A 20,472-nucleotide genomic window follows, 5' to 3' on the forward strand; every position below is an offset into this window, starting at 1 on the left:
GTTATGCAAGTTTCCGCCGCCCACCGCACAAACCTCATCAAACGCGCTCTGACGAGCCTCGCCGCCATTCTCGCGGTGACCTCAATCTTCGCCATAAAAGAGGCTGAGTGGGAGAAACGAGCGGCGATGGCGCATCCCGAAGCGCCGAAACTGGCCAATGCGAGCGCTGTCTCAGGCTCCTGAGAGCGCGGCGAGCACGGCTTTTTTGCCTAACGGCAAAGGCAGCACCTGCGCCTCCCCTGAAGTCGAATAATAGACATATAGCGGCACGCCGCTGGCCCCGAAGCTCGCGAGCGCTTCGGTGATTTCCGGGTCGCGCACCGTCCAGTCGGCAATCATCAAGACAGCGCCGGCGTCATCGAACGCCTGCGCCACCACCGGATCAGTGAAAATGGTCAGCTTGTTGAACTGGCAGGTGACGCACCAAGCGGCGGTGAAATCGATAAAGACCGGTGTTCCGCTGGCGCGATAGCCATCAAGCGCCGCCGCGCTATAGGGAACCGCCTGCATCGCGCCATATGCGCCCGCCTCTTTTTGTGATGCGGCGGGGGCGGCGTCCAGCCGGGTCAGCGGCGCCAGCGCTGCGACCACCGCCAGCGCCGAAACAATCCGCAAGACAAAGGCGCCGCTTCCCTCGCCCTTGCTCTTTTCAAAGCTCCAGGCCGCGAAAGAAATCAGCACCGCCCCGGCCAACACCATGGCGAGGCCCGCGCCGGCGACCTGCTGCGCCAGCACCCACAAGAAATAAGCGGCGGCGGCGAAAACCGGAAAAGCCAGCAATTGTTTGAAGACAACCATCCACGGGCCGGGCTTGGGCAAGCGCCGCCCCAGCCCCGGCGCAAAGGACAACAACAGATAGGGCGCGGCGAGACCAATGCCGAGCGCGGCGAATATCGCCAGTCCGGCGAGCGGCGGCAGCAACAGCGCCGCGCCCATGGGCGCGCTCAACAAGGGACCGATACAGGGCGCAGCAATCACCACCGCCAGCACGCCGGTGAAGAAAGCACCCGCCGCGCCTTGCTTTGATGCGAGCGTTTCTCCGGCGCCGGCAAGGCTGGTTGCGACGCTGAACATGCCTGCCAGATTGAGCCCGACCAGCAACAACACATAAGCCGAGAGCGCCGTCACCGCCGGCGACTGAAGATGAAAACCCCAACCGAGCTCCTCGCCGCCGGCGCGCAAAATCAGCAACAGCCCGCCCATCAGCAGAAAACTCGCCAGCACGCCCGCCGCATATAGCAGGCCATGCCGGCGCGCGACGGATGCATGGTCGCGCGCCGATTCCATGAAGGACGCCGCCTTGATGAACACAATCGGAAATACGCAAGGCATGATGTTGAGCAACACGCCGCCGAAAAACGCCAGCGCCAGCAGCGCCGGCAGGCCCATTTGCAGCGTTGGCGCAGGCGTGATGATTGGCGCGATCGGTTCCGGCGCCGTGATCGGCGCAGTGAGCGGTGCGCGCAGCCAGACGCCGCGGCGCCCTTGCGGGCCGTCATAGGTCAGCACGCCATCGATCGAAGCGCCGTCAAAGCCGTCCATCCAGCCGGGCGTCATTGAAACGCGCACGCCGCCATCTAACACCGAAATCCCTTGCGGCTCCGCCGGCTCCACCAGCCCATCAGGCGCTGCGAAGTAAAACGCGCCTTGCGCATCGAACTCTTCCGGCTCGGCGGCGGTCAAAACATAGCGGTCGTTTTCCACCGAAAATTGCGCTTGCGCATCGCCTTCCTCGGGCAACGCCGCCCGCGCCGCTGAAAACATATCCGCATGCGCCGGGTCTGGCACAGACTGTTCCAGCACAGGCATGGAAAAGGCGAAGCGCCCTTCCTCGGGCACGCAAATTTTTTCGCAAGTCTGCCAGCTGGCGTCGATGACAATTTCAATCTCGTCACCGGGCGACGCATCAGCGGGCGCCGTCACCGGCACAAGAAAGACCGGCGCGCCTTCATGGGCGTAGCTCGCAAGCGGGCCGACAGGAATATATTCCGGGACCGGATGAAGCGGCGCGCCAGCCGCAAACCCCTGCGGCATCGTCCAGTCGAGCTGCAAGGGCATGCCGGCGGCGCCCGGATTGATCCAGAACACATGCCAGCCGGGCTGCAGTTCCTGACGCAACGCAAACCACAAGGTTTCTCCGGGAACAAAGCCCTGTGCTTCCGCAACGATTTCCGAGCGGGCGGTATATTCGTTCTCAATGACGGTCTGCGCCTGCGCGATGCCTGCGGAGGACACAGCACAAAGCATGGCAATGGCGAAAACGAGGCGTCGCATGAAACTCATATCCCCTTGGTAGCCGGGCCCGTCACGCGCGCCAACATCTATTCACCGCCTCACGGGAAGGCTCGCCGGAAGGTGAACAAAAAAAACCGGGCGCGCCTGAGGCGGGCCCGGTTTTCGCAATTACAGCGCGGAAGCCTAGTTCACGACCGGCTTGAAGACGTTTTCTTCCGTCAGGTTGAAGCGCTTGGCGCGGCGCTGAAGAAGCACGCGCCAATTGCCCATAGACATCAGCATCGCATAAGCAAGCGGCAGAAGACCACGATTGTGGAAGTCCACGACCTTGTCTTTGTCGAGATCGTTCATGCGCTTTTCATCAATGCCGAAATACTGCGCAAAAGAAACCGGCTCTTGAGCGCCGGTCGGCGTGTATTGAGCAGTCTGCGACTGGATCAGCTCCGCCTCGGCAATCGCTTTGGCGAATTGATCTGTCATCTGACGGTCGCGCTCGTAATTCTTGCAGAATTCGACCGCTTGTTGGGTCTGCGGCGTCGGCTCACCCTTGTCGAAGAGCTTGACGTCGCCTGAAGGCGACAGCCCTTCAAAGGCGCGATCAATAACGATCGCCATGCGCTCGCCATTGTTCTCGGTCGCCAGGCCAAACGGGTAACGGCGGACATAAGCGGGAATGTAGCAATTTTCTTCCCAGACGCCCTTTTCATCGACGAACAGGTTCACATCGTCATACAGCCCGGTCACGGCGAGCACTTGCGGTTGCTCGTTGGACAGGAAAATCAGCGGGTAATCTTTCATCGCCGCCGGGATTTCGCCGAGCGTTACCGGAATGGCGCGCGCTTTGGCTGCAAAACCGAATGGCGACGTGGCTGGCTTCAGCGCCAGATCGCCATGTTGTTCTTTCATCAAAAGTTCCGGCTTTTCATAGAGGAACATCTTGCCGGTAACCTGCGGAGCTGCTTGCGCCTCGCTCATTGTCAAACCTTCCTTAAAACACGTCAGCGGCGCATGATTTGCGCCGGGGCCCCTCCCGGGCGGTCGCGGGCACGCTTAGCAAAAACGCCGCCCGCCTCCAAGCCTTCCGTGCCTTCAGGGCGGTTCTTTTCCCGGCAGGGAGGGCTATTGGCGCAAGAAAGCGGCGAGTTCTGCGGGTTTTTCCATGGGCGCGAGATGACCGGCATCCGCATTTACCCTAATCGCCGCCCCGAGCCGCTCAAAGCGAGCGCGAATGGCCGCAGGGACTGTCGAGGACGGATGATCCGCCGCATAGAGCTCTATGGGAGCGGGCGCCGCCTTCGCCGCACGCCAGAAATCATTCGCCTGCGCCGCAAATGTCGCCGATTCCCAAGCGGGCGCACAGGACAAACGCACCCCGTTTTCCGCCTCCGTCAGACCATCTTCGAGATAGTCTTCCAGCACGCCGGGCGCCCAGCCGGAGAACAGCCTTTTGCGGGCATAGGAGGCGCGCACATCCTCGCGGTCAGGCCAGTGATCGCGACGGCGCGCCGCCTGCTTCACCATCGGAATGGCGCCGGTCATCAACGGCCAGAAGGGCGTTTTCGCCGCCATGGAAAACCATTCGGGCATCGCCACCGGTTCAATTAGTTTGAGCGACGCCACATCCTTGCGGCCCATGGCTGCGAAGACCGACGTCGCCGCGCCCATGGAATGGCCGGCCAGCGTCCAGCCATCCTGACCGGACTGGTCAAGGAATGCGCAGGCGTCATCCACAAAGGGTCGCCAGGAGCGCAGCCGCGCCGGATCTGCAGGACGCGTATTGCGCCCGTGACCGCGAAGATCGAGCGCATAGACATCGAAACGGTCTTCAAGGCCGCTCAGCAACTGCCGATAGGCAGATGCGCAAAAGCCGGTCGCATGCAGAAACAGCAATGGCGGCTTGTTGGGCGCAGCCCAACGAAGCCCGGTTATGACGCCATCATCAAGGTCGATCTTTATCCGCGCCGGCGCGTTTTGATTTGTCATGGCCGCAATGTGTGAAAGTCGCCGTGAAAATCAATCGCCAGCCGCAGCAAGCTGATAGAGCATGCGCATATGCAGCACATCCGGCGCGGCGCGATGACGGCGCGGCGCCCGCAATTCCGCAGCCGTGACCATCGGGCCGATATGTTCCGGTGGGACAGAACGCAACAGGCTGGCGAAATCACTGACGATAAAGCGCTGGCGCTTTTTGCCGGCCTGAAACAGACGATACAGCCAGAAGCCGTCCCAGTCGGGCGCGTCGGAATAGATGATCTTGCCGCCAAGCGCTGAATTGAGCCGATCGCAAGCCTCCGCAGCCTCGATGCCATCCTTCACCAGCGTCTCATGGGAAATGCCGTGCAGGGATTCCGCTTCCTGGCTCCAGTCGTTAAGAGACCATTCCGGCGCCGGCTTGATCAAAAACGCCTGCACGCTACCGTCAGCAAAGCACCAGCCCACCTCAATCGGCCAGGACCGCGCCGAGAGGCCCGACGCTTCGAGATCGATGAAGGCGATATCTTTCAAAACGGAAACTAGCGGTTACGGCTGTTAGCGAGACGGGAGAGTATGGCGTGTTCCCCGTCTCGCGGCAAAGTAAATGTGAATTCTATTTTCACAACAAGAACAAGGGACTAAACCATGGCGAGCATTTTAAAGGTAAATACGCCCGGACGCAGCGCCGTCGATGTCACGGAGCAACTTGCGGAAATTATCGCAAATGCCGGCGCGCAAAGCGGCCTTGCGCATCTGTTTATCCAGCACACCTCAGCGTCGCTCACAATACAGGAAAACGCCGACCCGGATGTGATGTCTGACCTGCTTGACTGGCTCGACCGGACCGCGCCGGAGACCGGACCATACCGCCACCGGGCGGAAGGGCCCGACGACATGCCCGCGCATCTGAAATCGGCGATGACCGCGACGTCGCTATCATTGCCTTTTGAGCATGGGCGGCTTTTGCTTGGGACATGGCAGGGCGTTTATGTGCTGGAACATCGCCGCGCGCCGCAACAAAGGCGCATCGTCGTCACCCTGATTCCCGCTCTTTAGCGCAACAGGTCAGTAACGTTCCGCGCCTTTTGGTTTGAAGACGCCGCTTTCTGGATCTTTTTCGTAATCGATGACGGCGCCGGAAGCGTCTGCGCGCGCTGACTTGCGCAACTCATCAATCGCACTGCGCAAAGGGCGCGTGCGGCGTTCGGCAAAGCGGTAAAGCGCAACAGCGCCCGCAGCGGCGGCGACAGTAGCGACTAGCGTAGTGACTGCGCTCATATCTCGTCTCCTTCTTCCGCTTCATCTTCCTGCGTCTCGGTGCAATTTGAAAGCAGCGCTTAAAGCCCCACTCTCGCCCATAAGGCGCGACGCTCGCTCGCCGCCATCAGCTCATCTGCGTCAAGCAAGGCCAGGTTTTCCGGCAATCCCGCCTGATCGGGACCACCGCGCGCCCAGCCTCTTAAGCCGCTGGAAAGCAGCATTTTGAGGATAGACACCTTTTCCAGCGAAATGCGCCTAATCCTAACATCTTTTCCATAGCGGTCGCGCAAAAAATCGCCGAGTTGAGCGGTTCCGTCGACCAAACCCTTTTTCGCCGCGGTCGCGCCGCTCCAGAAGCGCCCGGTGAAAAGCGTCTCATCTTCGGACAGTTTTGCGCCGCGGCGGTCTTTCACCAGCGTGATGAACTGCTCATGTAGCTCCTCCAGCATCTCCTTGAGGCGCGCCACATCTTCAGGGTTTTCGGGCTTGAAGGGATCGAGCGTCGATTTGTTTTTCCCGGCGGTGTAGATGCGCCGTTCAACGCCTAACTTGGCGATCGCCTGATCAAACCCAAAGCCGCCGGAAATGACGCCGATCGATCCGACGATCGAACTCTCATCAGCGTAAATCTCATCACCCGCCAATGCGAGTATGTAGCCGCCGGAAGCGCCGACATCTTCAATGAAAGCGAGGACCGGCACATTCTTTTCTTTGGCCTGACGGCGCACGGCATTCAGAATAAGGCGCGATTGAACCGGCGAACCGCCTGGTGAATTGATCGCCAGGGCGACGGCTTTCACGTCAGTCGGTTTGAAAGCGTCCAGGATCGCCTTTTCAAGCTTTTTGAGGGACAGCCCTTTCCTCGCGCCGCTGACATCGCCAATGACGCCGGTCATTTCAATCACGGTTACGAGAGGCTCGCCAGAGCCGGAAAACGGCATGACGCGCCAGAGAGATTTCAAATGGTCTTTCCAATCAGTCATTGTATGCAGGTAAGCGAATATCTGAACCTTTTCAATCTGTGGCGGATCAGCGAAAACACCTTGTCACACGCTCAAACAGCGCTGATTCGCCGCTGACGCATCGCCGCCGCTTATGCTTGACCGGGAGCGGCCCAGCGACCAATCTGCGCCCAGATCGCAAGTTTTTTAAGGAAAGGCGTCAGTTTTGGGATTGGCCGCGACAGCAAGCGAGACCGTCGCCGAAAAGCGTCAGCCGGAGTTTCCGTCCGCAGTTGCAGACTTGCGCGCGCTGACCGAACGCGACCTTGAAGCGGTTAACCGTGAAATCCTTGCACGGCTCGATCTCGCCGGTCTCGATGATTCCGGAACTTGCGGGTCATCTGATCAATGCGGGCGGCAAGCGCCTGCGCCCGATGCTAACGCTCGCTTCAGCGAGACTGTTTGGATATGAGGGCGACAACCACATCAAGCTCGCCGCGGCGGTTGAATTGATTCACGGCGCCACGCTGCTGCATGACGATGTGGTTGATGCGTCTTCCCTGCGCCGCGGCGCCTCAACCGCGAATATCATCTGGGGCAATAAAGAAAGCGTTCTTGTTGGCGACTTCATCTTTTCGCGCGCTTTTGAATTGATGGTCGAGGCGAAAAATCTCGACGTGCTGAAATCGCTTTCCCATGCATCCGGCGTGATTGCGGAAGGCGAAGTGCTGCAATTGACGACGCAGAAAAACATCGCCGCGAGTTTTGAGACCTACATCCATGTGGTGCGCGCCAAAACGGCGGCGCTGTTCGCCGCCGCGACGGAAGTCGGCGCGCAGATCACCGACCGCGCTGCGGATGAGAAAATCGCCATGCGCCGTTTCGGCGAGGATTTCGGCGTCGCTTACCAGCTTGTCGACGATGCGCTCGATTATGCAGGATTTGAATTCGCGCTCGGCAAGAGCGTCGGCGACGATTTCCGCGAAGGCAAGATGACTGCGCCGGTGGTCTTTGCAATTGCACGCGCGCGCGAAGAGGAAAAACCCTTCTGGCGCCGCGTCATCGCCGAGGGGCGGCAGGAGCCCGGCGATTTCGAGAAAGCCTGCGCGCTGATGGAGCGCGACGGCGCCATCGCCGATACGCTGGAATGCGCGCGCGACTACACCGCCAAGGCGCTCGACGCGCTGTCCCTGACGCCGGACAATGAGTTTCGTGATGCGCTTGGCGCCCTTGCCGCAACGTCAATTGCGCGCGGTTCCTGACCTATTCCGCTGCCTGCAGAGCGGTGTCCGCGTCGCCATCGGCCTTTGACGTCTCCGCCAGCAATCCATTTTTATAGGCGCGCGCCGTAATCTGCGCAGCGGCGAAGGCGAACAGCAACGCCAGAATGACCGGCGCCATCCATTGCAACGAAGGCGGCAAGGTCAGCATCATCGCCGCGACCGCCGCGGACAGGCTGATCAACCCGATATAGATCACCGCGACGCGCGCATGGGAGGCGCCGCTGCGCAGCAGCAACTGGTATAAATGTTCGCGATGCGCCTCGAGCACATTCCGCTTGCGCAAGAGGCGCGAGATGAGCGTCCACGCGACATCGAAAATGAATGGCAGAAAGATCACCGGCGCCACCAGCAAGCTGATGCGGTTTTCAGTCCAGTTCGCAGCCAGCACCGCCAGCCCGGCGATCAGAAAGCCAATCATCTGACTGCCATTGTCGCCCATGAAGATTTTGCCGCGGATAAGATTTTCGGGCAGGAATCCGGCCGCCGCCAGCGACAATAGAAGCGCAGTGACCGCAAGAACCGGGGTTCCCGACAAACCGGCGAAAATTGCAAACCAGGCAAGCCCTGTCGCCGCAGCGCCCGCCGCCAGGCCGTTTGCGCCATCCATGAAATTATATGCGTTCATGAACGCGACGATCCAGAACAGTGTGATCAGCGATCCCCAGACCGGCCCGAGCGCCACGTCGCCAAAAGCCGGCGCCGGAACAGCCTGCAATGGTCCGAACACAGCGATGAACAGCACCGCAACAAGAAATTGTCCGCCGAATTTCCAGACCGGCTTGAGCCCAATCGTATCGTCGGCAAGCCCCACCGCGAAAGCGGCGCCGCCGCACAGCGCGATCAGCGTGATCTCTTTTGCAATGCCCGCGCCTTCAGTGAACGCGCCCATGACGAAGCATCCGGCAATCCAGCCGCAAAAAATCGCCACGCCGCCATTGCGCGGCGTTGCGTGACTATGGCTTGAGCGCTCATTCGGCTGATCAAGAAATTTGCGCGCGCGCGCCTGCAACATGCTGATGCAATAGACGATGGACACCGTCATTGCGGCGGCCACAGCCATGATGAAGGGTTCGATCAGCATCCGTCTTTCCGTAGGCGGTGTTATTCACTGCAGACTCTAACGCACATGCAGCGCCGACGCCATGGCCCACCAGCCGCGCGCGTGTGAGCGGACCGCCGCACGCTCGGCGGCTTGCGATGACGAGAACAATGCAAAGCAGGTAGCACCGCTGCCCGACATACGCGCAGCAAGCGCGCCGGGCGCGTTGGCGAGATCATCAATCACTGCGCGAATAACCGGCGCGCGGGCAATGGCGAATGGCTCAAGGTCGTTTCGGGTCCGTGCCATTGCACCGGTCAGCATGGCGTAGCCGGGCGTATAAAATGCATCGCAGACCGGATCTTCCGGCGACGCCATCGCTGCATCGAACGCGCGGAATATCGGTCCGGTCGGCATATCGACTCGCGGATTCACAAGGCAAATCCATAAGGGCGGCAGTGATGGGCCCTTGCTCAGCACTTCGCCGGCGCCGGAAACATTCACCGGCGCGCGCGCCAGACAGGCTGGCACGTCAGCGCCCAGCGAAAAGGCCAGTTTCGACAAGGCCGCGTCGCTGATCGCCACATCCCAGAGCCTGACAAGCGCGCGCAGGCAGGCCGCCGCATCCGCCGAACCGCCGCCAATGCCGGCGGCGACAGGGAGATTTTTTTCCAGAGTGATCGCCGCGCCCTCGCTGACGCCAGCACTGCGCGCCAGTAATGTCGCCGCGCGAAAAACAAGATTTTTCTCCGGCGGCAAATCGCTAAGCAAAGCGGCGAACGGCCCCGTCACATCAAGCGAAAAACGATCCGCTTTTTCGACCCTGATCACATCGCCCTGTTCGGCGAAAACGAACAGGCTTGCAAGGTCATGCAATCCGTCGCGGCGGACCGGTCCGATATGAAGATAGAGATTGACCTTGGCGGGAGCGGTCTCGGCGATCATGCGCCCTCTTCCGGCAAGCCTTCCTCAAGCTTACGCTTGACGGCGTCGCGCAATTTCTCCGGCGGCTCCAGCTCCAGCACGCGCTTCCACTCATAGCCCGCCTCAACCTTACGGCCGAGACGCCAATAAACATCGCCGAGATGGTCCGTCACGGTCGGATCGCCCGGCACAAGCGAGGCTGCCTGCTCAAGATGGCCGACGGCGATTTCATATTCGCCGCGCTGATAATGCGCCCATCCAAGGCTGTCGATATAAGCGCCGGAATTCGGCTCTATCGCCACCGCCTGCTCGATCAGCTTGAAAGCCTGTTCCAGATTTTCACCGCGCTCCGCCCATGAATAGCCCAGATAATTCAGCGCAGCGGCTTCCTTCGGCGCGACTTCCACCGCGCGTTTCAGATCAGTCTCCGCATCTGGCCAGTTATCGAGCTCCATCAACGATGCAGCGCGGCCCACATAAAACCGCCAGGCGTCTTCCGGCGGATCTTCCGGCAATGACGCGATCAGCTTGCCGTAGATTTGCGTCGCTTCGCGATGACGGTCCTGACTGGCGAGCAAATTGGCGTAAGTGAATTTCACTTCCTGAGAGCGGCCCGAACGCGCCGCATCCCGCAATACTTTTTCTGCTTCTTTTTCACGGCCAAGCCCGATCAGGCCGCCGGCGATGTCGATCTGCGCCTGCTCGTAAAACGCCGAAGACTTCGGAATCCGCCGCAACATCGCCAGCGCATGGGTATTGTCGCCATAAGCATTGAGAATGGCGCCCGCGAGGCGCTGGGCGTGATCGAAATCCGGAGCGAGGTAAAGCGCGATCCGCGTGAAAGCGAGCGGCATGTCGTAATTTGCGTCACCGACGCGGAAGCCGGCTTTTTCCGCTGCGCTGCGCTGATCCGCCACTTGCTGCAGGATCGCCGAGCTAAATGAAAACAGCGCCACCGCTGCGCCTTTTTGCGGGCTGACATTCGCCCAGTTGCGGTCCGCCTTGCCGGCGTCAAGCCGCGCAAGGCCGCGCTCGGCGACCTGCCGATCGAGGCCGGGATATTGCGCCAGCAATTCATAATGCGAGCGCGCCGCATCCACATCGCCGCTGCGCTGAAGGAATGATCCGTAAGCGTCTCGTCCGACAACGCCGCCATAGGTCATCAAGGCCAGTTGATAGGCCGTGCGCGCCTCATCATCGAGACCGGCTTTTTCAAACAGGAACGCCTGATGCAAGGGATGGAACCCGCGAAACGTTTCTTCGTCCCGTTCCGCCAGCGCGCGCAACGCCGCTTCGGGCCCTTGTTCGCCGGCGAGCGCCCAGGCGTCGATGATGACCATCGCCGCTGAAAAATACTCAACCTGCGCCTTGGCGGCGAGCGCCGAACGCGCCGCCGCGAAATTCCCTGCTTTCAGCTCGCGCGCGGCGAGCGCCAGCCGCGCCAAATCATCATCTTCCTTGTCTTCATTGGCGAGAATTTTTCCGGCAAGCGCTGCAGCCCCGTCTATATCGCCCGACGCGACCTTGAAGAAAAACGCCCCGCGCAGCACTTCCTCCGCGCCGACGCCTTCAGCTTCCGCGCCCTCAAAGGAAGAGGCGGCGACGCTGATGTCGTTGCTGCTCGCCGCCATGCGCCCGGTAAGATAGTCGCCGACAACACTGCCCTGACGCGGCGTGCTGGCGCACCCCGCGGCGAGCATGGCGACAGCCAGCGAGACGAATAAAGATTTTATGCGCAACAGATGCGTTCCTTACATATTCGGATAGTTCGGACCGCCGCCGCCTTCCGGCGTTGTCCAGACGATATTCTGCGACGGATCCTTGATGTCGCAAGTTTTACAGTGAACGCAATTTTGCGCATTGATCTGAAACTTCGGATCGGCGCCGCCTTCCTCGCTCACCACCTCATAAACACCGGCCGGGCAATAACGCTGCGCCGGCTCCGCATAGACAGGCAGATTAACGCCGATTGGGATTGAAGTATCTTTAAGCTTCAAGTGTGAAGGCTGATCTTCTTCGTGATTGGTGGCGGAAAACGCCACATTGGTGAGCCGGTCGAAGGTCAGTTCGCCATCCGGGCGCGGATAGGCGATGGGCTTGTGCTTCGCCGCCGGCTCGGTCGCCGCCGCATCGGTTTTGCCGTGGCGCATTGTCCCGAAAAAGGACAGGCCGGGAACCAGCGAATTCATCCAAAGCTCGACGCCGCCCAGCGCAATCGCGCCGATGCGCGTGCCGAAAGCGGACCATAACGGCTTGGCGTTGCGCGCCTTGAACAGCTCAGCCTTGACGCCGGACTTGTCGTAAGCGGTTTCATACGCGCTCAGCTCATCGCCTTCACGGCCCGCAGCCACCGCCTCAAACGCTGCGTCAGCAGCCATCATGCCGGTGAGCATGGCGTTGTGATTGCCCTTGATGCGCGGCACATTGACGAAGCCCGCAGAGCAGCCGATCAGCGCGCCGCCGGGGAAGACAAGCTTCGGCACGGATTGATAGCCGCCTTCGGTGATCGCGCGCGAGCCATAAGCGATGCGCTTGCCGCCTTCGAGCAGCTCGGCGATCTCCGGATGCGTTTTGAATTTCTGAAACTCCCCATACGGATAAAGATAGGGGTTTTTGTAATTCAGATGAACGACAAACCCTAACGCGATCGTGTTGTCGTTATAGTGATAGCAAAACGATCCGCCGCCGGTATTGTCTTTCAACGGCCAGCCGAAAGTATGCTGGACATGGCCGGGACGCGATTTTTCCGGTGCGATTTCCCAAAGCTCTTTCAGGCCGATGCCGTATTTTTGCGGCTCGCGATTATCATCAAGCCCATATTTCGCAATCAGCTGCTTCGCGAGAGATCCGCGCACGCCTTCTGCGATCAGCACATATTTGCCGAGCAGCTCCATCCCCGGCTCATAGGAATCCTTGGGCGCGCCGTCCTTGCCGACGCCGACTTCGCCGACCACCACGCCGCGCACCGACCCGTCATCGCGATACAGCAATTGCGACGCCGCCATGCCGGGATAAATCTCGACGCCCATGCCTTCGGCCTGCTCGGCGAGCCAGCGGCACACATTGCCCATGGAAACGATATAGCAGCCATGGTTCTTGACCATGTCCGGCATGCCCCACACGGGAAGCGACATTGATCCGCTTGGCCCCAGCACTTTGAAGCTTTCAGAAACGACTTCAGTGTCGATGGGCGAGCCCATGTCGCGCCAATCGGGGAGCAGCGCATCAAGCCCGGCGGGATCGAGCACGGCGCCGGAAAGAATATGCGCGCCGACCTCTGAACCCTTTTCGACCACAACCACATTGATTTCGGCGCCGGTTTCCGCCGCACGTTGTTTCAGCCGGATCGCCGCGGACAGACCGGCAGGGCCGGCGCCGACAATCACGACATCAAGTTCCATTGCTTCGCGTTCTGGGCTTTCGCCATGGGGCGCGTCGTTTGTCATTGCGTCTTCTCTTTATCGCCTCGGGACAGATATTGGCCTTCGTTTCTGGCAAAAATCGCCGGGAAAAGCCATGATCGCCGCAATTGTTTTGCAGCGAGCCGGCTTCATTGCCGGAATAAGGGCGGTGATATGGCGACGATAATCTTCGGGGCGCTCTGCGCGGCGGCGGTGGCGGTGCTGCTTTGGGGCGAATATCGGGAAGACCGCAGGGTGATCTGGGCCGCCAAGACCGCCGCTTCGGTGTTTTTTGTCCTGACCGCGATCAGCGCGGGCGCCCTTGCCAGCACTTACGGCCTTTGGGTGCTGGCGGCGCTGATCTTGTGCATGGCGGGCGATATTCTGCTTATCCCCAAGGGCGAAAAAACCTTTCTCGCAGGTATGGGCGCTTTTGCGGCCGGGCACCTCGCCTATGTGGGGGCGTTTGCATCGGGCGGGCCGTCATTTTCCCCGCTGTTTTTCGCTGGCGCGGCGGGTATGGCGATTTTCGCCCTCCTGTCCCTGCGCTGGCTCTGGCCGCATCTGGGCGCGTTTCGCGCGCCGGTCGCCGTCTATACGGTGATTATCGCAGCCATGGTCGCCGCGAGCTTCCTGGCGTCCCCGGCTGGCGCCGCCGCCCCCAACCTAATTGTCATTTTGGGCGCGATTGGCTTCGCGGTCTCCGACCTTGCGGTGGCGCGTGAAAAATTCGTCGCGCCGAATTTTTTCAACAGGGCATGGGGGCTGCCGCTTTATTATGGAGCGCAATTGCTGCTCGCCGCTTCTGTTTAGGTCCTCGCGGGTGCTAGACTGCGCCCATGGTGGAAGTTTCACAGACGGATGCGATGCGCGCCTTGTTGCGCTGGCACCTGGAGATGGGGGTCGACGAAGCGGTCGCCGCCTCTCCCGCCGATCTTTACGCCTGGTCCGGACCGGCTGAGCCGGGGCAGGCTGGGGAACGCGCCGCCCCGCGCCTTACATCCATAAAGGCGAACGAACCCTCGCAACCGCCCGCGCAGGCTCCTGCGGCGAACGTCGCCGCCCAATCCACAGACGAGGCGATCAAGGCCGCAGAGGCTGCCGCCGCTGCCTGTGACAGTTTCGAAGCCCTGGCGGCGGCTGTGCAGGCTTTTGACGGTTGCCCCCTCAAGGCGGGCGCGAAGAACACGGTTTTCACCGATGGCGTCCCCGGCGCGGATCTTCTGGTCATCGGCGAGGCGCCGGGCCGTGACGAGGACCGGCTGGGCAAGCCTTTCGTCGGGCGGGCCGGTCAATTGCTTGATCGAATGCTCGCCGCCATTGGGCGCTCCAGAACAGAGAACGTGTTGATTTCAAACGTTATTTTCTGGCGCCCCCGGCCAACCGAACGCCAACAGCGCTCGAAACCGCCGTCTGCCGGCCCTTCGTGGACCGCCTGATAGAGTTAACCGCCCCGAAAGCGGTGCTGATCGCCGGCGGCGCGCCGCTGCAGGCGCTCCTCGGCATAACCGGGATCATGCGCGCCCGGGGCGTCTGGCGGGATATCGAAACCCAAGGCGGCAAGCGGTTTCCGGCCTTGCCCACCTATCACCCGGCATTTCTGCTGCGCCAGCCGGCGGGCAAGCGCCTTGCCTGGGCCGATCTTCAATCCCTCGACCAGCGGTTAAAGGAGCATTAACCGACATTACGATAATCTTAGGTGTAAAGTTCGGGGCGTTGGGATCATTTCCCATTTTTGATGTCTGGCGGCAGCGCCGCCGAAAAGCCCGCATGGAAACATGGCGGGGAAAGGTGCGATTGATGAGAGCTATGCAGCGGATAGCAAGTCTAGGATTTGCAGGCTTGGCTTTGCTGACAGCTCACGCGCAAGCTGCGACGCCGGAAGCGGCGCCCGAAGCACCGACGGCTGACGCCGCCCTGGCTGCGGCGGACGAGACCGAAGCCCTTTCAATCCGTGTCCTGAGCGATTCCGACATCGCGCTCTATCAGGAAATTTTCGCGCTCCAGGAAGACGGCAGATGGGGCGACGCCGACAAGAAGATCGCCGCCCTCGAAAACGACATTCTGCTGGGCTATGTGCAGCATCAACGCTACATGCACCCGACCGCATATCGCTCAAGCTTTAATGAGCTGAAACGCTGGATGGCGTTCTACGCCGACCATCCCGATGCAGGCAAAATCTATTCGCTCGCCCGCAAGCGCCAGCCCAAAGGCCAGTCGGCGCCAATCCGGCCGATCTCGCGCAAATGGCGGGCAGAGCCGGAAAAAGAGCTAAGCCCGGAGCTTGTCGCCGACTACGAAAAAACCGGCAAATCCCGCTTGCGCCAGATTGAAGGCCGGACACGTTTTCTTGCGAATAAAGAGCGCGCGCTGACGGCTCAAAAAGAAATCGACAATCATTTAAGACGCGGCGTGATCACCGAACGTCAATATGACCGGATGCGCTCCTGGATCGCTGCGAGCCTTTACTATCAGGGATATGTCGATGCGGCGCAGGAGATCGCCGAGAGCGCCGCCGACCGCAATGGCGACAGCGCCGTCCTCGCCTACTGGATCGCCGGCCTGATCGAGTTCCGCCAAGGCGACCTCGCCAGCGCCCACCGCCATTTCAGCGCCATGGCGGCTGTTCCGTATCAGGAAGATTCTGTTGCGCGCCGCCGCCGGCTTCTGGGCCGCCCGCACCGCGCTCTCAGCCGGCGCGCCAGCAGACGTAACGCCCAATCTCGAAATCGCAGCCGGTTTTCCCTTCACCTTTTACGGCCAGCTCGCCCTCGCCCAGCTTGGCAGGTCTTATGACTTCAACTGGACGGCGCCGGAGCTGAATCAAAAGCAATTCGACGCACTGGTCGAAGACCAGCCGCGCATCACCCGCGCCATCGCCCTGGCTGAAGTAGGACGCGATAGCGAAGCAGACCTTGAGCTGCGCTGGGCCAATGGCTCGCTCGATGAAAGCATGTCGCCGCAGCTTTTAGCACTCGCCATTGCCCTCGACCTTCCCGCAGCGCAGATCGATATCGCGCTTTCTGACGACGATAATCCGGCGCTGCAGGCCGGCCTGTTTCCGATTCCACATTTCGCGCCGGAAAACGGCTTTAAGATCGATCGCGCCCTGCTCTATGCGCTGATGCGTCAGGAGTCGAAATTCAAAACCGATGCGACAAGCCGGGTCGGCGCCCGCGGGCTGATGCAACTCATGCCGCGCACGGCGAGTTTCATTTCCGGCGACCGTTCTTTGCGCTACCAGTCGGGCCGCGAGCGGCTCTACGATCCCGCCTATAATATGGAGCTCGGCCAGAACTATGTGGATCATTTGATGACCCGCGCGGTTGATGGCGACCTCTTCAATCTCGCCGCCGCTTACAATGGCGGGCCGGGCAATCTGCGCCGCTGGAAACGCGCGGTGGAGGTCGAGGATCCGCTGCTGTTTATTGAAAGCATCCCGAATCGCGAAAGCCGCGATTTTGTGGAGAAGGTGCTGACCAATTTCTGGGTCTATCGCGCCCGCCTTGGCCAACCGGCGCCATCTCGCGAAAAAGTCGCCGCCGGCGAACTTCCCCTATATGAAGCCATCGACCAGATCGCCGGGGAAACTGCGCAATAGCGTTTTTTAGCGGAGCGGATAATCTCCTTTGCGCATAAGCGAGGGAGCATCCCCATGTCCGCAATGATCAACGCCGAAGGCGGCTGCCTTTGCCGCGCAATCCGTTACCGCGTCTCGGGAGCAGTCGATGAAAGCGGTTACTGTCACTGCCGGACCTGCCAGCAACAATCAGGCGCGCCCGTGGTCGCGTGGTTTGCGCTCGCGCCATCGGGATTTGCCTATCTGAAAGGTGCGCCGGGAACTTACCGCGCATCAGATCATGCCGGTCGCGAGTTCTGCACCAATTGCGGGACCTATCTCGTCTTTCGCGAAGATAACGCGGAGGAGACGATCAGCGTCAACACCGCGACGCTCGACGATCCGGCGCTCGCGCCGCCCAATTTTCACATCTATTGCGAAAGCCGCATTGGCTGGTTTGACACAAGGGATGAGTTGCCGAGGCACTCCCGGGGGCCGCAGCGCTAGCGCACCTCAGCTCGCATCCGCTTCCCGCTGGCGCCGCGCTTCGTCGCTGTCCTCTTTCATTATGCGAGCCGTCGCCGGGCGCGCCATGATGCGCTGCGCATATGCCGACAGCCTGTCATATTCAGCGAGTTCAATACCGGCGAAGGGCGCGAGCGTCAGAAACCAGATCAGATAAGCGTCCGCCGCACTGAACTCACTGCCCAAAAGATAATCACGCGAGGCAAGATGCGTGTTGAGGAAGGCGAGCTTTGCTGGCGCAAATCTCCGCGCCGCAGTTTTCATCTCTTCCGGCGCCGCCGGATTGAAGATCGGCCACAACAGACTTTTATGCAGCTCGGTAGCGCAAAATCCGAGCCACCGCACAAGCTGGAAATAGTCCGGGTCTTCCGGCGCACAGCGAAAGGAAGGCCGGCGCGCCTGATTTTGTATCCATAACAAGATCGCGACATTCTCGGTCAGGACTTCGCCGTCTCCCGGCTTTAGCGCCGCCACCTGTCCAAGTGGGCTGACATCAAATAACGATCCGCCGCCATCGACCTTCTTTGTAAATACATTGACGGGCTCAATAGTCAGCGGCGCGTCCCCCTCTTCGGCGGCGATGCGAGCCGCTGTCGAGCACGCCATCGGATGATGATAAAGCAAAGCCTGCATGGAACTTTTCTCCCTAGAAAGGTGGAAATGTTTCTGCGATCACGTTGCGAACCGCCGCTTCAAGCTCGGGCCCGGCTTTTTCCGGCGAGCCACAGTTGAAAGGCGGTTTCGGGTCATATTCAAATGCGAGTTCAAGAAAACGCCCCATAGGCTCGCCGGCGAGTTCCGCCGCCAGCGCCAGCCCAAAATCGATGCCGGCGGTGACGCCACCGCCAGACAAACGGTTGCGATCACGCACGACGCGCTTGTTCACAGGCTTAGCGCCATAATCGGCAAGCAGGTGCCGCCACGCCCAGTGACAGCCAGCTTCATAGCCGTCGAGCAGACCGGCCTTCGCCAGCAAGAGCGAGCCCGTGCACACGGAGGTCACATATTTCGCCTGCGCGCCCTGACGGCGCACGAAGTCGAGGATCACCTCGTCATCCATGATCGCCGGCTGGCCGGCGCCGCCGGGTATGCAGATCACATCGAGCGGCGGCGCATCCGCGATGGTCGTGGTCGGCAGGAGGGAAAACCCTGCATCAGTGGGAACCGGGTCCAGCGTTTTCCAGATCAGATGGATCTTGGCGCCAGGCACCTGACTGAGGATCTGCGCCGGACCGGTCGCGTCAAGCTGCGTAATCATCGGAAAAATCAAAAAGCCGATTTGCATGGAGTTCTCCCTGTTTTCTTGAACCCTACCGAGCCGCCGCGCTGGCGGAAATGACAATAATCGACTATATTCCGCCAATGACAAAACCCCGGCGCGTGCTCCTTATCCTGTATGACGGCTTTGAACTGCTCGATGTTTCCGGACCGGCATCGGTGTTCGCCGCCGCAAATAACATCGCCGGGGAAACCCATTACGAGCTTCGCTATCTTTCCGCACAAGGCGGCCCGATCAACAGCACTGCCGGCGCCAGCCTCAATACGCAGCCCTTGAAGGAAGCCCGGCCGATCGCCCGCGACACCGTGCTTGTCGCCGGAGGCGAACCCGTTCGCCTTGGCAAGGCGATGCAAGACAAAACTCTGCTTCAATGGCTGCAACGCGCTGCGCCAATATGCGAGCGCATAGGATCTGTTTGTTCCGGCGCTTTCATTCTTGCAGAAGCCGGATTGCTGGATCATCGCGCCGCCGTCACCCATTGGCTCGGCTGCGAAGAGATGCGCAAACGCTATCCGGATATTTCCGTGCGCGAAGACGCCCTATACGTCGTCGATGGACATTCCTGGACATCGGCGGGCGTTACTACCGGCATTGACATGTCGCTTGCGATTTTGGCGCGCGATCACGGGGAAAGTTTGATGGGGCAAGTTGCAAAGCGGCTCGTCGTTTACGCCTGCCGTCCGGGCAATCAATCGCAATTCAGCGATATGCTCAGCATGCAGCTTGCGGCGGGCGCGCGCTTTTCCAAAGTCATCGCCTGGCTTGAAAACAATATCGACAAGCCCCTGCGCGTCGAAGACATGGCGAAGGCGGCGGGCATGTCTGAGCGGTCATTCTACCGGAAATTCACCGCGGCCCTGAACCTCACGCCCTCGCAATGCCTTGACATGATGCGCCTTGAAAGAGCGCGCACGCTTTTGGAATCGCAGCAATCCGTGAGCGCCGTGAGCAGAGCCGTCGGCTATCAGTCGGAAGCAGCGTTCCGCACTTCTTTCAAAGCAAAGTTTGGATTGTCGCCATCGCAGCACGCCGCCATGCACAAAGGTCAGGCTGGCGTGTCTTCTTATTCGTGACGATCAGGTTTCAAGACCCATCACGCTCATGATCGCAGGCCCGAGAATAACCGCGAACAGCACCGGCAGGAAGAACCCGATCATCGGCACGGTAAGCTTCGGCGGCAGAGCAGCGGCTTTTTTCTCCGCTTCCTGCATCCGCATGTCACGGCTTTCCTTGGCCATCACGCGCAAGGACTGCCCCAAAGGCGTACCGTATTTTTCCGACTGCACCAGCGCGGTGACAACGCCGCGCACCGAATCAAGTCCGGTCCGTTCGGCGAGGTTGACATAGGCTGTCTTGCGCTCCTGCAAATAGGAAAGTTCAGCCGTGGTCAGGCCCAGTTCTTCAGCCAGTTCGGGGCAATTCGGGCCCACCTCGTCGCCGACTTTTTGAAATGCAGCCTCGATGGACATGCCCGATTCAACACAGATCAGCAAAAGATCGAGCGCGTCCGGCCAGGCCATCTGGATTTGCTGCTGACGTTTGGAGACTGCGTTCGAGACATAAATGTTCGGCAGATAGAAGCCGATAAAGAACCCGCCAAATGTCGCAAGCAGGCGGCCGAAATTGTCGAGCTCGAAGCCATCAAGCAGATACACATAGATGCCCATGAGGATCGCGACGACAAAAGGCAATCCAAGGCGCGCCGCCATAAAGGTGAACACCGGGCCCTGACCGCGATAGCCGGCCATCATCAGTTTTTTGCGCGCCGAATCCGCATCGAAAACTTCAAGCAGCTTGAGGCTCTCCACAAGCTCCTTGACCGCGCCCTGCGGGCTGGTGTTGCGCAGGCCTTTGGTCTTCTTCGACAAGGCTTCGCGCTGTTTCTGGCGCAGGCCCTCGCGATAGGTGCCGACGGATTTCATCCGCTCCTTGAGCTTGTCCTTGACCAGGAGCGGCTCAAGAATGGTGAAGATCGTGCCGATCGCCGCCAATGAGACAAGCAACGCAATCTGAAATGACCGATCTGTTACGGCGTTGATGATCGCTTCCATG

At 60.4% G+C, this 20,472-nt stretch carries 21 protein-coding genes and 1 pseudogene; 9 read left to right on the top strand and 13 right to left on the bottom strand.

The features are described from left to right. The first annotated feature begins 3 nt into the window (after positions 1-3). The gene (locus AC0L8G_RS00365) at positions 4-183 is read left to right on the top strand and encodes a hypothetical protein (protein WP_473386011.1); all 180 of its coding nucleotides are present in this window, start codon (positions 4-6) and stop codon (positions 181-183) included. Here AC0L8G_RS00365 and AC0L8G_RS00370 read toward each other — a convergent pair. From AC0L8G_RS00370 to AC0L8G_RS00385, 4 genes are all read right to left on the bottom strand, one after another. After that, on the bottom strand, positions 172-2,274 hold the full coding sequence (locus tag AC0L8G_RS00370) for a protein-disulfide reductase DsbD family protein (RefSeq protein ID WP_473386012.1): 2,103 nt from the start codon (positions 2,272-2,274) through the stop codon (positions 172-174). The two genes, AC0L8G_RS00365 and AC0L8G_RS00370, sit on opposite strands and share 12 nt — an antisense overlap. Positions 2,275-2,418: 144 nt before the next feature. After that, complete coding sequence (locus AC0L8G_RS00375; protein ID WP_473386013.1) at positions 2,419-3,210, bottom strand: SapC family protein; 792 nt, start codon at positions 3,208-3,210, stop codon at positions 2,419-2,421. A gap of 144 nt (positions 3,211-3,354) precedes the next feature. Next, positions 3,355-4,218, bottom strand: a complete 864-nt coding sequence (locus AC0L8G_RS00380) for an alpha/beta fold hydrolase (RefSeq protein ID WP_473386014.1) — start codon at positions 4,216-4,218, stop codon at positions 3,355-3,357. Positions 4,219-4,248: 30 nt separating this feature from the next. Further along, positions 4,249-4,740 (bottom strand): 3'-5' exonuclease family protein, encoded by a 492-nt coding sequence (locus tag AC0L8G_RS00385; RefSeq protein ID WP_473386015.1) that lies wholly within the window; start codon positions 4,738-4,740, stop codon positions 4,249-4,251. Positions 4,741-4,854: 114 nt separating this feature from the next. Here AC0L8G_RS00385 and AC0L8G_RS00390 point away from each other — a divergent pair, with 114 nt between their 5' ends. Then, the gene (locus AC0L8G_RS00390; protein WP_473386016.1) at positions 4,855-5,265 is read left to right on the top strand and encodes a secondary thiamine-phosphate synthase enzyme YjbQ; all 411 of its coding nucleotides are present in this window, start codon (positions 4,855-4,857) and stop codon (positions 5,263-5,265) included. A gap of 9 nt (positions 5,266-5,274) precedes the next feature. On the opposite strand, the gene AC0L8G_RS00395 is transcribed toward AC0L8G_RS00390, so the two are convergent. Together AC0L8G_RS00395 and AC0L8G_RS00400 are read right to left on the bottom strand one after the other, a co-directional pair. Next, positions 5,275-5,487 (bottom strand): hypothetical protein, encoded by a 213-nt coding sequence (locus AC0L8G_RS00395; RefSeq protein ID WP_473386017.1) that lies wholly within the window; start codon positions 5,485-5,487, stop codon positions 5,275-5,277. A 59-nt stretch (positions 5,488-5,546) separates the two neighbouring features. After that, positions 5,547-6,431 carry a S49 family peptidase gene (locus AC0L8G_RS00400; RefSeq protein WP_473386018.1) on the bottom strand — a complete coding sequence of 295 codons (885 nt, stop codon included), beginning with the start codon at positions 6,429-6,431 and terminating at the stop codon, positions 5,547-5,549. Between the two features lie 320 nt (positions 6,432-6,751). Here AC0L8G_RS00400 and AC0L8G_RS00405 point away from each other — a divergent pair, with 320 nt between their 5' ends. Continuing rightward, positions 6,752-7,672: a polyprenyl synthetase family protein gene (locus AC0L8G_RS00405; RefSeq protein WP_473386019.1), complete on the top strand. Its 921-nt coding sequence runs from the start codon at positions 6,752-6,754 to the stop codon at positions 7,670-7,672. Position 7,673: 1 nt separating this feature from the next. On the opposite strand, the gene AC0L8G_RS00410 is transcribed toward AC0L8G_RS00405, so the two are convergent. The 4 genes from AC0L8G_RS00410 to AC0L8G_RS00425 are packed head-to-tail and all read right to left on the bottom strand — an operon-like array spanning position 7,674 to position 13,102. After that, positions 7,674-8,774 (bottom strand): glycosyltransferase family 4 protein, encoded by a 1,101-nt coding sequence (locus AC0L8G_RS00410; RefSeq protein ID WP_473386020.1) that lies wholly within the window; start codon positions 8,772-8,774, stop codon positions 7,674-7,676. Positions 8,775-8,810: 36 nt separating this feature from the next. Then, positions 8,811-9,677, bottom strand: coding sequence for a 4-(cytidine 5'-diphospho)-2-C-methyl-D-erythritol kinase (locus tag AC0L8G_RS00415; protein ID WP_473386021.1), 867 nt, complete (start codon positions 9,675-9,677; stop codon positions 8,811-8,813). Then, positions 9,674-11,395 carry a tetratricopeptide repeat protein gene (locus AC0L8G_RS00420; RefSeq protein ID WP_473386022.1) on the bottom strand — a complete coding sequence of 574 codons (1,722 nt, stop codon included), beginning with the start codon at positions 11,393-11,395 and terminating at the stop codon, positions 9,674-9,676. Before AC0L8G_RS00420 ends, AC0L8G_RS00415 begins: the two co-directional genes overlap by 4 nt. A gap of 12 nt (positions 11,396-11,407) precedes the next feature. Beyond that, positions 11,408-13,102, bottom strand: coding sequence for an electron transfer flavoprotein-ubiquinone oxidoreductase (locus AC0L8G_RS00425; protein ID WP_473386023.1), 1,695 nt, complete (start codon positions 13,100-13,102; stop codon positions 11,408-11,410). Between the two features lie 129 nt (positions 13,103-13,231). On the opposite strand from AC0L8G_RS00425, the gene AC0L8G_RS00430 reads away from it, so the two are divergent. The 5 genes and pseudogenes from AC0L8G_RS00430 (at position 13,232) to AC0L8G_RS00450 (ending at position 17,123) form a co-directional block, all read left to right on the top strand. Then, on the top strand, positions 13,232-13,870 hold the full coding sequence (locus AC0L8G_RS00430; protein WP_473386024.1) for a lysoplasmalogenase: 639 nt from the start codon (positions 13,232-13,234) through the stop codon (positions 13,868-13,870). Between the two features lie 83 nt (positions 13,871-13,953). Continuing rightward, positions 13,954-14,735, top strand: a pseudogene (locus AC0L8G_RS00435) (uracil-DNA glycosylase). A gap of 164 nt (positions 14,736-14,899) precedes the next feature. After that, on the top strand, positions 14,900-15,853 hold the full coding sequence (locus AC0L8G_RS00440; RefSeq protein WP_473386025.1) for a hypothetical protein: 954 nt from the start codon (positions 14,900-14,902) through the stop codon (positions 15,851-15,853). Positions 15,854-16,181: 328 nt separating this feature from the next. Then, the gene (locus tag AC0L8G_RS00445) at positions 16,182-16,658 is read left to right on the top strand and encodes a lytic transglycosylase domain-containing protein (protein WP_473388919.1); all 477 of its coding nucleotides are present in this window, start codon (positions 16,182-16,184) and stop codon (positions 16,656-16,658) included. Positions 16,659-16,712: 54 nt separating this feature from the next. Continuing rightward, complete coding sequence (locus AC0L8G_RS00450) at positions 16,713-17,123, top strand: GFA family protein (RefSeq protein WP_473386026.1); 411 nt, start codon at positions 16,713-16,715, stop codon at positions 17,121-17,123. Positions 17,124-17,129: 6 nt separating this feature from the next. On the opposite strand, the gene AC0L8G_RS00455 is transcribed toward AC0L8G_RS00450, so the two are convergent. Continuing rightward, positions 17,130-17,774, bottom strand: a complete 645-nt coding sequence (locus tag AC0L8G_RS00455; RefSeq protein WP_473386027.1) for a glutathione binding-like protein — start codon at positions 17,772-17,774, stop codon at positions 17,130-17,132. A gap of 13 nt (positions 17,775-17,787) precedes the next feature. Beyond that, positions 17,788-18,426: a DJ-1/PfpI family protein gene (locus AC0L8G_RS00460; protein ID WP_473386028.1), complete on the bottom strand. Its 639-nt coding sequence runs from the start codon at positions 18,424-18,426 to the stop codon at positions 17,788-17,790. A 50-nt stretch (positions 18,427-18,476) separates the two neighbouring features. Between AC0L8G_RS00460 and AC0L8G_RS00465 the strand changes: the two genes are divergently transcribed. Further along, positions 18,477-19,493, top strand: a complete 1,017-nt coding sequence (locus AC0L8G_RS00465; protein WP_473386029.1) for a GlxA family transcriptional regulator — start codon at positions 18,477-18,479, stop codon at positions 19,491-19,493. 3 nt (positions 19,494-19,496) lie between these two features. On the opposite strand, the gene AC0L8G_RS00470 is transcribed toward AC0L8G_RS00465, so the two are convergent. Continuing rightward, positions 19,497-20,471 carry a type II secretion system F family protein gene (locus AC0L8G_RS00470; protein ID WP_473386030.1) on the bottom strand — a complete coding sequence of 325 codons (975 nt, stop codon included), beginning with the start codon at positions 20,469-20,471 and terminating at the stop codon, positions 19,497-19,499. Between the last annotated feature and the right edge of the window lies 1 nt (position 20,472).

The organism is Hyphococcus sp. D3-15 (assembly GCF_055809375.1).

Bases quoted from the DNA above. Each gene is read 5' to 3' on its own strand.
- AC0L8G_RS00365 (WP_473386011.1), top strand. From the start codon at position 4: ATGCAAGTTTCCGCCGCCCACCGCACAAACCTCATCAAACGCGCTCTG.
- AC0L8G_RS00370 (WP_473386012.1), bottom strand. From the start codon at position 2,274: ATGCGACGCCTCGTTTTCGCCATTGCCATGCTTTGTGCTGTGTCCTCC.
- AC0L8G_RS00375 (WP_473386013.1), bottom strand. From the start codon at position 3,210: ATGAGCGAGGCGCAAGCAGCTCCGCAGGTTACCGGCAAGATGTTCCTC.
- AC0L8G_RS00380 (WP_473386014.1), bottom strand. From the start codon at position 4,218: ATGACAAATCAAAACGCGCCGGCGCGGATAAAGATCGACCTTGATGAT.
- AC0L8G_RS00390 (WP_473386016.1), top strand. From the start codon at position 4,855: ATGGCGAGCATTTTAAAGGTAAATACGCCCGGACGCAGCGCCGTCGAT.
- AC0L8G_RS00395 (WP_473386017.1), bottom strand. From the start codon at position 5,487: ATGAGCGCAGTCACTACGCTAGTCGCTACTGTCGCCGCCGCTGCGGGC.
- AC0L8G_RS00410 (WP_473386020.1), bottom strand. From the start codon at position 8,774: ATGCTGATCGAACCCTTCATCATGGCTGTGGCCGCCGCAATGACGGTG.
- AC0L8G_RS00415 (WP_473386021.1), bottom strand. From the start codon at position 9,677: ATGATCGCCGAGACCGCTCCCGCCAAGGTCAATCTCTATCTTCATATC.
- AC0L8G_RS00425 (WP_473386023.1), bottom strand. From the start codon at position 13,102: ATGACAAACGACGCGCCCCATGGCGAAAGCCCAGAACGCGAAGCAATG.
- AC0L8G_RS00430 (WP_473386024.1), top strand. From the start codon at position 13,232: ATGGCGACGATAATCTTCGGGGCGCTCTGCGCGGCGGCGGTGGCGGTG.
- AC0L8G_RS00445 (WP_473388919.1), top strand. From the start codon at position 16,182: ATGCGTCAGGAGTCGAAATTCAAAACCGATGCGACAAGCCGGGTCGGC.
- AC0L8G_RS00450 (WP_473386026.1), top strand. From the start codon at position 16,713: ATGTCCGCAATGATCAACGCCGAAGGCGGCTGCCTTTGCCGCGCAATC.
- AC0L8G_RS00455 (WP_473386027.1), bottom strand. From the start codon at position 17,774: ATGCAGGCTTTGCTTTATCATCATCCGATGGCGTGCTCGACAGCGGCT.
- AC0L8G_RS00460 (WP_473386028.1), bottom strand. From the start codon at position 18,426: ATGCAAATCGGCTTTTTGATTTTTCCGATGATTACGCAGCTTGACGCG.
- AC0L8G_RS00465 (WP_473386029.1), top strand. From the start codon at position 18,477: ATGACAATAATCGACTATATTCCGCCAATGACAAAACCCCGGCGCGTG.
- AC0L8G_RS00470 (WP_473386030.1), bottom strand. From the start codon at position 20,471: ATGGAAGCGATCATCAACGCCGTAACAGATCGGTCATTTCAGATTGCG.